This window comes from Nocardia sichangensis, from assembly GCF_047200615.1.
In the GTDB taxonomy this organism is placed as follows: domain Bacteria; phylum Actinomycetota; class Actinomycetes; order Mycobacteriales; family Mycobacteriaceae; genus Nocardia; species Nocardia sichangensis.
In genome coordinates this window covers 1-9,824 of sequence record NZ_JBJZOK010000066.1, presented here as the reverse complement: position 1 = coordinate 9,824, position 9,824 = coordinate 1, and the positions used below count along the sequence as shown (strand labels likewise).

The window sequence follows — 9,824 nt, the reverse complement described above, 5'->3', positions numbered from 1 at the left end:
ATCCATCAGCAGCGTCCCAGCGCCGGGTGTGGCAGGTGACCAACCGTCCGATTCGAGGTATAAGCCTCCGACGCACTGGGTTGACAGCCGAAATTCTTCCCTGAGCCGATGTGTACTGCACAGCCACGTGCCGGTTCGAAGCCCTGTGCCTAAGCCATAACCACACAGCCACGCATAATCAATCTGGCAAATAACAAGACATCCGCAAGTCCCTTCGGCGCGAAACCTTCCTCTTCTCAGAGAATCTGACCAATGCTAGCGGCCAGTCAGCCGCATAGTTGTTGGAGGGAATCCCCGCCAACGCGCACCTTAGACGAATAACCCGGGCTCATGAGTCCACGGCTGTTTCAGTCCTATTTTTCACGAAGGTATATCGAAGTACCCGGTTTGCTTGCCGGGACAGGACCGTACTATGCGCAATCGCACGAGTTATGCCACGCAGCGGCTGCGGGAAAGCAGAAACTTCAGCACTGCGAGTAAGTAGCTGCTCCTCGACAAGGGTCAGATTGAGATTCCAGGCTTCGGGTTCGCGCGGGTCGTCGAAGCCCTGTGCGGCCGTGATTCCAAGAGCTTTGATAGAAGGGTGATACTTCATAGCCCAGGCGGCGAAGCGCGTATAGCCGTTGAGCGCAAGTTCGCCGGTCGGGAAATGTCGGACGACTTCGCCGATCATATCCTGAAAAGAAGTACCGGGCATAAATGGCAACAACCCCTCGGCAACCACCATTACAGGACGGCCATCTGGCAGATTCTTAGCCCAGCCGGCTTGAGTGAGGTCGACGCCCACAAGGTGCGACCCATGCGGAATTAGATCAGCGCGTAGTGCAATTACCTCAGGGTAGTCAATATCGTACCAGTCGACACCTGCCGACGGATTGCAGCGGAATACGCGAGTGTCCAGTCCGCAGCCCAGGTCCAAGACCACCGCGTTCGGGTGGGTCGCGATAAAGGTTCGCACGGCATCATCTATCTTCTTTGAACGCAGCGCAGTTCCACTGATCAGGCTGGGCTTCAGTTTCAAATTCGTGAAGTCGTAGTCGATTTGCTCGACCAGATCTGCTGCACGGGCGTCACCGAGGACAGGGGTGGGCGACCCGTGGTCCAAGGCCCGAGCTTTTAGCGTCAAAAGAAGGGTTTCCTGGATCGGGTCGAGGGTTGGGCGGATTCGAGACATGGTCGACCCTTTCGATAGTGGTGTCCATGGGGTTTAAGCAGCGATGTCGCATAACCTGGTCAATGCCCGCTGGGCGGCGCGGACCCCGCTCGATGCGTACTGGATCCTACCGCCCATCTGCGCGAGACCTTCTTCAGCGTTTTCACCGAAACTGGGATCTCACTGTAGATCACCGTCTGCCAGACGTCGTCGTCCTCGATGCGGTAATAAGATGTACGGTCAGCGGCAATTATAACCCTCCGCATCCATCCGATAGTCATCAGCAGGCGCACATTGATGGTACTCGCTCCACCCACTGCAGCAGGCTGTATTATTCCCTCGGCATCGGCATGCCGCGGCCTCCCTAAGCTGTGTACTGCTCGATCACCGTGTCATGGCGTCCACCGACTCCCGCGTTGGTGGAGGTGTTGGAACAACGACCTTTGTGCGGCGCAGGTACAGATCAAACCAGTCGACCGCAAGTTGCATTGCTTCGTCCAGCCCAGGACCGGTGTACAGGCCGAGCACGTCATAAGGCAGGACTTCGAGCCGCTTCGGCTCGCCAGCCTTCGCGTATGCGCTCTGCGCCTCCTCCAGCATGTGGTATGGATCCCAGCCGCCGTTGGCAATCATCAGCAGTGGAGTCGGCGCGAGTCGGTGAATGAAGTACTCCGGCGCGAAGTTCAGCAGATACTCTGCCGAGTCGAGCGTCTTCTCGTTTCGGTAAGTAGGGAAAATTTCTGCGGCCAAGTCGGGAGCGCTCTCCACGTTCTCTCCTTCCAGCGTCAGATGCGGAACTCGGGCACTGGCCTCGCCGGCGTAGCGACGCTGCCAGTCCTCGTCCAAGCGGTCTCGCAGCGCGCAGACGCCTATCCGCCCGTACAACCGTTCCAGATAGCGCCATCCGTCCCATACGCTCGGACTCTGTACCACAACACATTTCACACGCCGATCCAGTACTGCAGCGTGCGCGGCGACCGAGCCTCCGATACTGACTCCCCACACCCCGATCCGATCCGCGTCGACTTCTCGCCGGGTCTGCAGGTATGAGATGGCGCTACGAAAATCCTCCACCTGCCGCTGCGGGTAGTCCAGCCCGCGCGGCTGGCCATCACTGGCACCGACCGTGCGGTAATCGATCGCCAGCACCGCGAACCCGGCCCGCACGAAATACGGCGCGAACACGCCCAATGCCTCTTTGACCATCACTCCGCTGTGGCCGAGTACCAGCGCGGGGATCGGGCCATCCTGAGCAGGCAGATACAGATCCCCGGCACACTCGGTGCCGAGGCTGTTGAACCTCACCTGCTCCGTCTTGGGGACCATAATGCACTCCGTTCATCTCTGCCAGTCAATTCAGTCTCGAATGAAATGACTGCAAAAGTCAAATCGGTTGGCGTCCACAGCGTGCACTCCTCCCGACTTGCCGAGGGCACCAACCACCGGCGGTCGAGCATCGCGACCATAAGGCGCTGTCTCATGTGGTCGTCGTTCGTTCGTGGTGTGGTGTAACGGCTGTGCTGCATGATGTTGGTTGTGATCGATGTGTTGTCGCAGCGCCTAGTGCCGGAGGGGCTGTAGGCGCTGGTCGAGCCGAACGACGCGATACCGCGAAGAACTGCGGTATCGACCAGCACGCACCCTCCAACACCCTCTGCCCAAGTTCATTTCAGCGACACGCCGAAGAGCGGCTCTCTGCGTCGTCAGGGAGTTCGACCGGGTGGTTCCCGTGTTCACTGTGATTCGCTCGACGAAGGAGGAGCCCAACTGTGTCCCTTCGGCATCGCTACGAGTACGCCGTAGACCTACCTCGTAGCCTCCGGACCGGCTTTCGTCCACCGATCCAGGAGTTCCCCGGCCACTACGAAAGTGGAAGGTACGCACCGCCTGCCCAGATCCGCCAGGTTCCAGCAGGCGGCACATAAAGGGACGTAACAACGCTGGTTCCTCGCGTACTCCTCTTCATCCCGTTCGCCGGACCCGCACCATCTGGCAGTACTGGCCCGTCCCGGCTTTGTCAGGGCTGCTCCAACCCTCCCCAGCACCACCCGGATCAGGCTGCCCTCAACACCGCCGACCTGCTACGACAGGCCGACGATGAAGACCTCTCACCCACAAAGGTTCTGACGCTCCCTGCGCAGGAACTGGCGACGCAATTTTGAACAGCCCTGTACTGCTGTGGGGGGTGATTTCAGTGGAGGACTGGGCCGAGATCCGTCGGCTGCACCGGGCTGAGGGTGTGTCGATCAGCGAGATCGCCAGGCGGCTGGGGATTGCGCGGAACACGGTGGGGGCCGCGTTGGCATCGGACCGGCCACCGAAATACGAGCGCAAACCGGCCGGGTCGCTGACCGACGGGGTCGAGCTCCAGTCCGGGCACTGCTGGCGGAGTTCCCTTGGATGCCTGCCACTGTGATCGCGGAGCGAATCGGATGGACCCACTCGTCGTCGATCCTGCGGGCGCGGATCAGAAGATCCGCCCCGAATACGCCGGTGTCGGCCCTGTCGACCGAGTGAAGTACGAGCCGGGCCGGACAACGCAGTGCGACTTGTGGTTTCCCGACGCGAAGATCCCGGTCGGTCACGAACAGTCCAGGGTCCTGCCGGTGCTGGTGATGACCTCGGCGTATTCGCGGTGCTTGACCTCGGTGATGCTGCCCTCACGCCAAGCCGGGAACTTGCTCTGAGGAATGTTGCAGCTGATTGCCGGGATCGGTCGGGTCACGAAAACACTGGTCTGGGACCGGGAAGCAGCGATCGGCGGCGCCGGGAAAGTGACCGAGCCGGCCGCGGCGTTCGCGGGGACTCTGGGGACGAGGATCGTTCTGGCGCCGCCGCGGGAACCGAAGTTCAAGGGCATGGTCGAACGCTGCAACGGTTTCCTGGAAACCTTTTTCCTGCCCGGCCGCCGATTCACCTCGCCGGCCGACTTCAACACGCAGCTGGGTGAGTGGCTGGTTCGCGCCAACAACCGCACGGTCCGCGCGATCGGCGGCCGCCCGATCGAGGCCTTCGACACCGACTGGGATAGCGGCGGCGACCAACCAGTGGGCGCTATCCCGTCAGGGACGCTCGGCCGGTCGCTCCCTGGAGCCACCGGCCGAGAGGACAGGTCGCTCGGCGACACCGCAGCACGTTTGTATCGGCCGAGCCGTTGAGGAGCTTGCTGCGCATGCCCGACAGCTTCGATGTACGCAATGCCTGTTCGTTAGGCGCCGGTTCAACGCCTCGCCGACCTCGGGACAGATATCCGGCGACAGCACCCACGAAGCAGGCGCAAGCAAGCAATGGGACATCGACCACAATTCCCGTGCTAGACGAGCGCCATGACATGCGCGGTATGGACGGTGCTCTCCGGTTGGTTCTTGTATTTGCCGCCGAGAGCCGGATTCACCAGCGTTCCGCAAGTGTGAGGCAACTCGGTTACGAACGGTGGATCTTCGGGTCATGTGGATCCGGACGCACCATCCGGGCGTGCACTGATTGTCAGGCACGAACCGAGCAGCCACCAGTCTCTCTAGCGGGACCGGGAGCAGTAGCTGTAGCGCAGAGGGTGCGCTGACACCGGCAGATACGGACGGTGAGGATGGCCTGGTGATGCCGTAGGTGGCCAACCGGCCACGCTGCCCCGTCCGCAGCGGACCGAGGCTGTTGCGGCAGATCTCGGGCCAGGCCCTCAGCCGGTGCCGCACCACGGCCGGGAGTCAAACTTGATGAACACTCCAGTTACCGCAGCAACCTCTCCACTCCGGCCATACGCCGGGCCCACCGATTTGGATCGAGCACAGTCCGGGAGTCTGGTGGTGCAAGATTGTTCCATGGTGTTCGCGGGGCACCGGACACCCACTGGTCGGTGTCAGTGGCACGGACGGCCTGCATGCGGACATTCCGGAGGAGTTGCTGGTTCGTCGGATCCCGCATGAGAGCCTTTACGGCATCATCGAGCTGGTAGGCGTGTTCATTACCGATCCAGTCCATCATGCGGCCAGCCTGATCGGCGTCGATGCCGGTCAACATCCGTGTTGTTGCGTGGGCTGGCGCGGGTGCTGTGCTGGTGTGCACGCCATCGCGCACTTCCCGCAAAGCTATAATCTTCTCTCTCGTAGGATTGTTCATGTAGTCGGTAACGATAGCCCGTTCGGGCCCCCAGTCAGCTCCTCCGTCGAGGCGAACGCCTCCGTAATTTGCCCTGCGAAATACTAAGGCGTCCTGCTCAAGTGCCCCGAAACTAGCCGCGACTTCCTCAGCGCTGCCATGGCCGTTCACGAGACGGTACGCCTGGCGTTGCGCTTCTTGCACCGCCGCGACCACGTGCCCAAGGTGCTTGTCCCCGAGAGTTTCATCCTCACTGTTATCGTCGACAATGCCTCGAGCCAGGGTCGACAACGCCATGATTCGATCATCGGTGAACCTGGCGCCTCTGAGAGCACCCAAGAAATCAGCACGCGTCCCACCGAAATCCTTCACACCCCGCAGCGCCGCGGCCGCACCCCGGTAGGTGTTGCGGCCGCCGAATTCCATCGCCGCTTCGCGGGCGCCCATCACGAATTGGCGGAATTTCATGTAAGACTGTGCGTATGTACCGCCGGGACCGCCAATGCCCGGACTATTCCAGAACCCCGACTGCATCCTCGACATTCTATCCCTCCTCCGGGCTCCGGGGCGAAACGACCCCTGAACCCCTCCCAGGGCCCATTCGGTCAACGGCGAGTTAGCAACGGTGCTCAGTCCCCCCATCAACGCCATCATCTTGATACCCGACATCGACTGACTCGCACCCATCGTGCCCATACCCAGAGCGGTACCGCCGCCAGCACCGGCGCCCTTCGACGAACCTCCGGTCTGCATCGCCAGCGCGAACCGGTTGGCGATCCAGTCGTTACCGTGAGACAAGCTGCGAGCGAGCCTGCGTAGCTGCAGGATGGCGATGATCTCCACGATGGCGCCGAGCACCAGGACCACCATGACCTGACCCTGGGCCTGCTGAAAAAGGTTGCCAAGGAACAGCACATAAACACCGAGAAAGATGGTGTAGGCGGCCATGCGTCCGGCCGCAACGAAGCCATCGACGAGATTGCGAATCAGAAAAGTTTGCGTAGGACCGTAAATGAAGCCGCCTGCGGCAAAGCCGAAGATGGCCATGAACCCGTGGTAGATGGAGTCCATCGCGGCCCAAACTATCTTGATCGCCAGGTATGCGCCGAACAGCAGCAGGATCATCCCGCACAGCAGCAGCACCAGCCCGGATCCGACCTGGGCCCAACTCGGATCGTTGGCCTCGTCATGGGCCGCGATGTCGCCGCAGGCACGCATGCCGTCTATGACCCGCGAGTCATCGCCGGATCGCACACCAGCCGACCACGCGTTGGCACAGCGAGGTGACTCGTCGACGACATGCCCGAAGTTCCACACCTGTAGTGGTCGGCGGGCGAAGTTGTCCGCCAGATCACCCTGCATCGTCGCCACAACCTGCCGGGGGTTCGCGTCGGAGTTGCCGTTCAACCCTGCCGCCACCGCGATACCCAGATCGCGGCCCTGAGCCAGCAACCCGTGCGAAGACAAAACATCGCCGAGGGGTTCAGCCAAGAACACCGGACCCAACAACGCGACGCCGACCATGGCTACGATTTGCATCGTGGCCTTGGCAGGCTGGCCGCGCACGATGAACCACGCCACGAAGAACGCCCCGATAGCCGCCGCGGTAACGAGTGTCAGCGGAGTGGCGATCTGCCCCGTGAGATTGTCGGCCACACCGGTCAACGCTCGCCCGAACGGATCCAACCATTGGAAACTGACGGCGTAGCCGATCAGCCAGACCGCCGTGGTAACCAAGACAATATACCCGACGAATTCAAGGCCAAGCACGCCCGACATCACCGTGTCCATCGGATGGAATAAGCCACCGTGGTTCGTGGCGAAGACATAGTCGGTCAAACGCACCCCGGACGAGTCCCGCACGTCCATCCAACTCAACGCCGCTATCCCCGGCCGGCCCACCGTGGTCGTTCCCGACTGCGCTACGGCCACCGCCCCAGCCGCGCCCGGCACCACGAATAATACGAATCCAGCAACCAGAAGACACAGGGCACTAGCTCGGCTGCCTGAAAAAATAGCCCAGCCCAGAAACCGTCGAGCTATCACACTCGGCCGCCCCGGGTTCACCAGCAATGACTTCCCAACAGACCGACAGAGCTCGGGCAAACGCCTTCCCTGCAAATCTACCAACCGCGATGGGACCGAGTCCGGAACATCAACAGACATTAGTTGCCCGACGGCTATCACGGCACGACGACAAAGCGCTGCGACACATTCGCACCTGAACACACTTCATCGAGTTTAAATTCCGATAATACCCCGACAAAGGCCACATCAGGCCCCGGCCAACCACACTCGAATCAGGCCCGCTCCAATTGAGCGCTCCAGCCCCGATGGCGATTGGCAACCGCGGCTGGAGCGTCACCTCTCCGCCACCGACACTCGGTAGGTGGCAGGCCCACGCCGGTTGGTCCAGATGAACCCATGCCACCACCCAGCCAAACGCGCGAAGCGTGATCGAGTACAGGGCAGGATCGGCGGATTCGCATACCGCATCACCGATGCGTACGGTACTTCGCGAATTTCCAGATACTTTGGTCGGATTTTCCTCCAGCGATCGGTCGAGGGTGGTCCATGCTGATATATCGAGCTTGTAGACCTCTCCGCGGACCCGGACCACAAAGCCTCAAGATCACCGGGGTCGGTGCCCGGCACGGTGTACGGGGCATCCGAGTCCGCTAGCCGTGCATGCAGCTCGCAGGCGTGCACCGTGATGCACATGGTCTCCTCTACAGTCCAGCGGTACCCACCAGCGCCATACCCGACCTTCCGACCGATCACAATACTTCAGCTCAGACTGAAATCTATAGCATCTTAGCTCACTTTCAGTGTTTGTGAACCACTACTTGATGCCGACCTGGGGTTGCTTACGTTCTGGCCCAACAGCATCAGCGCGACAGTCACCTTTCGATGCTCGGTGAGAGTTCCCGCCAGGATGTCGGCGCACTGAGTTGCGGTTCCCACCGGTGTCAACGCGCTTTCCCTACAGATGTCAGTAGCCGGGCATCAGCGGCTCCAGGCCTGACTTGGGTGTGACTTGCCATCGGGATGTCAGTGGATGACCTGGCGGTTTGCCACACGCGTCAGTAGCTTTGCTACTGAATGTCAGTGGGGGCACTGACCTGCGGAAAAGGCCTGGCAGGTGGTGGTGGCGGCGAAATATGCGGGTGGGCGCGGGAATGTCAGTGGTGGCAAGCCAGCACTGACATTCCCGCGACGGTTCTGAGGCAGCCGGTCGGTCAGCCCACGGCTATCAAGTGCTCAGCCAGCACTGTCGGGTTGGGATTGTGATCCTGCCCGGACAACCCGACCAGTGCTCCGGCTGGCACCGCTTCGGCCAGCGCAGCGGCCGCCGCGCGCATCCGGTTCGGGCTGCTGTCCCCATACATCACCGTGACCGGCATCGGCAGCCGGGCGAATCGCTCCTTAGACACCCGTCCAACCATGGCGATGGTCGCGTCGTAGACAACGGTCGGCGCAATTGCCACCATGGCGGGCCAGAACGGTGCGGCGCTCATCTTGTCCAGCATTGCCTCGGATATCCCTGGACCGTCGCGAAGAAACGCACGCACGGCGCCCGCCCCATCGCCTGCTCCGACCAGAACAGCCAACCGCTCCGGAAGGTCTTCTATCGCCTTGCGGTCCACGTCGTACGGCGGCTCATAGACAGCCAGCCGACGAGCCCGCAGCCCCTGGGCTGCGGCCTCCATCGCCAGAATCGCCCCTGACGAGTGCCCGTACACGACAGTGCCCGGCCCAGCCAGGTCGACAACCGCTGCAAGATCCTCGATCTCGCGCTGCACCTCGTAGGACGCGGCGTCCCCGCTTCCACCCCGCCCCCGCCGGTCATAGGCATAGACAGTGAAATGCGGCTCCAGCAGCGGCCGAAGCGGCGTCACCGCGCGATGATCCGACAGCGCCCCTCCCACCATCACCAGCGGTGTCCCGCTCCCACCGACATAAACCGCCAACCCCGTCCCATCCTCAGATCTCACTCTTTTCACCTGATCACTCATCGCACCTCCGATACAACTCACAGAGACCGCTTCTCGTGACTTCGAAATCGACCCCCGACCGGGTCAGCCGTAGGGACTGCTGCACGATCGGGTGACAAATTCGATCACGCGGCCTGACTGGCCGGTGTGGTCATGATTGTCTCGTATTCGACCGGCGTCAAACGACCGAGAGCGGTTTGCCGTCGGCGGCGGTGGTAGGTCCGCTCGATCCAGGTGACGATCGCGATGCGCAATTCCTCACGGCTATACCAGGATCGGCAGTCCAGGATATTCTTCTGCAGCAACGCGAAGAAGCTCTCCATGGCGGCATTGTCACTGGCCGCGCCGACGCGGCCCATCGATCCGGCCATGCCGTGACGAGCCCAGGCGCGCAAAAACTTTCGGCTTTGAAATTGCGACCCGCTGTCGGTGCGCAGAATGCAGCCGGCCACGTCACCGCGGCGGGCTTGCTGAGCGCGCGGACGGCCAGGCTCGATTTCATCTGCGAAGAGATCGAGTAACCGACGATCCGGTTGGAGTAGACGTCCTTGACCGCGCAGATGTAGAGCTTTCCCTCGCCG

General features: G+C 61.7%; 4 protein-coding genes and 2 pseudogenes. 1 reads left to right on the top strand and 5 read right to left on the bottom strand.

What is annotated here, in order from left to right; all coding sequences use genetic code 11:
• Nucleotides 1-328: 328 nt before the first annotated feature.
• A complete protein-coding gene (locus tag ACL03I_RS38685) occupies nt 329-1,174 on the bottom strand; it encodes a class I SAM-dependent methyltransferase (protein ID WP_412808552.1) in 846 nt (281 codons plus the stop codon).
• A 363-nt stretch (nt 1,175-1,537) separates the two neighbouring features.
• A complete protein-coding gene (locus tag ACL03I_RS38680) occupies nt 1,538-2,479 on the bottom strand; it encodes an alpha/beta hydrolase (protein WP_412808551.1) in 942 nt (313 codons plus the stop codon).
• A gap of 859 nt (nt 2,480-3,338) precedes the next feature.
• On the opposite strand from ACL03I_RS38680, the pseudogene istA reads away from it, so the two are divergent.
• Nucleotides 3,339-4,176 (top strand): annotated as a pseudogene (istA, locus tag ACL03I_RS38675) (IS21 family transposase); the annotation flags it as partial.
• Nucleotides 4,177-4,879: 703 nt separating this feature from the next.
• Here istA and ACL03I_RS38670 read toward each other — a convergent pair.
• The 3 genes and pseudogenes from ACL03I_RS38670 to ACL03I_RS38660 form a co-directional block, all read right to left on the bottom strand.
• The gene (locus ACL03I_RS38670) at nt 4,880-7,117 is read right to left on the bottom strand and encodes a hypothetical protein (RefSeq protein WP_412808550.1); all 2,238 of its coding nucleotides are present in this window, start codon (nt 7,115-7,117) and stop codon (nt 4,880-4,882) included.
• 1,370 nt (nt 7,118-8,487) lie between these two features.
• Nucleotides 8,488-9,264 (bottom strand): alpha/beta fold hydrolase, encoded by a 777-nt coding sequence (locus ACL03I_RS38665; protein WP_412808549.1) that lies wholly within the window; start codon nt 9,262-9,264, stop codon nt 8,488-8,490.
• Between the two features lie 104 nt (nt 9,265-9,368).
• Nucleotides 9,369-9,824: pseudogene (locus ACL03I_RS38660) on the bottom strand (transposase); the annotation flags it as partial.

What these genes read in the sequence shown, in the direction of transcription:
- ACL03I_RS38685 (WP_412808552.1), bottom strand. Translation starts at nt 1,174, where the DNA reads ATGTCTCGAATCCGCCCAACCCTCGACCCGATCCAGGAAACCCTTCTT.
- ACL03I_RS38670 (WP_412808550.1), bottom strand. Translation starts at nt 7,117, where the DNA reads ATGGACGTGCGGGACTCGTCCGGGGTGCGTTTGACCGACTATGTCTTC.
- ACL03I_RS38680 (WP_412808551.1), bottom strand. Translation starts at nt 2,479, where the DNA reads ATGGTCCCCAAGACGGAGCAGGTGAGGTTCAACAGCCTCGGCACCGAG.
- ACL03I_RS38665 (WP_412808549.1), bottom strand. Translation starts at nt 9,264, where the DNA reads ATGAGTGATCAGGTGAAAAGAGTGAGATCTGAGGATGGGACGGGGTTG.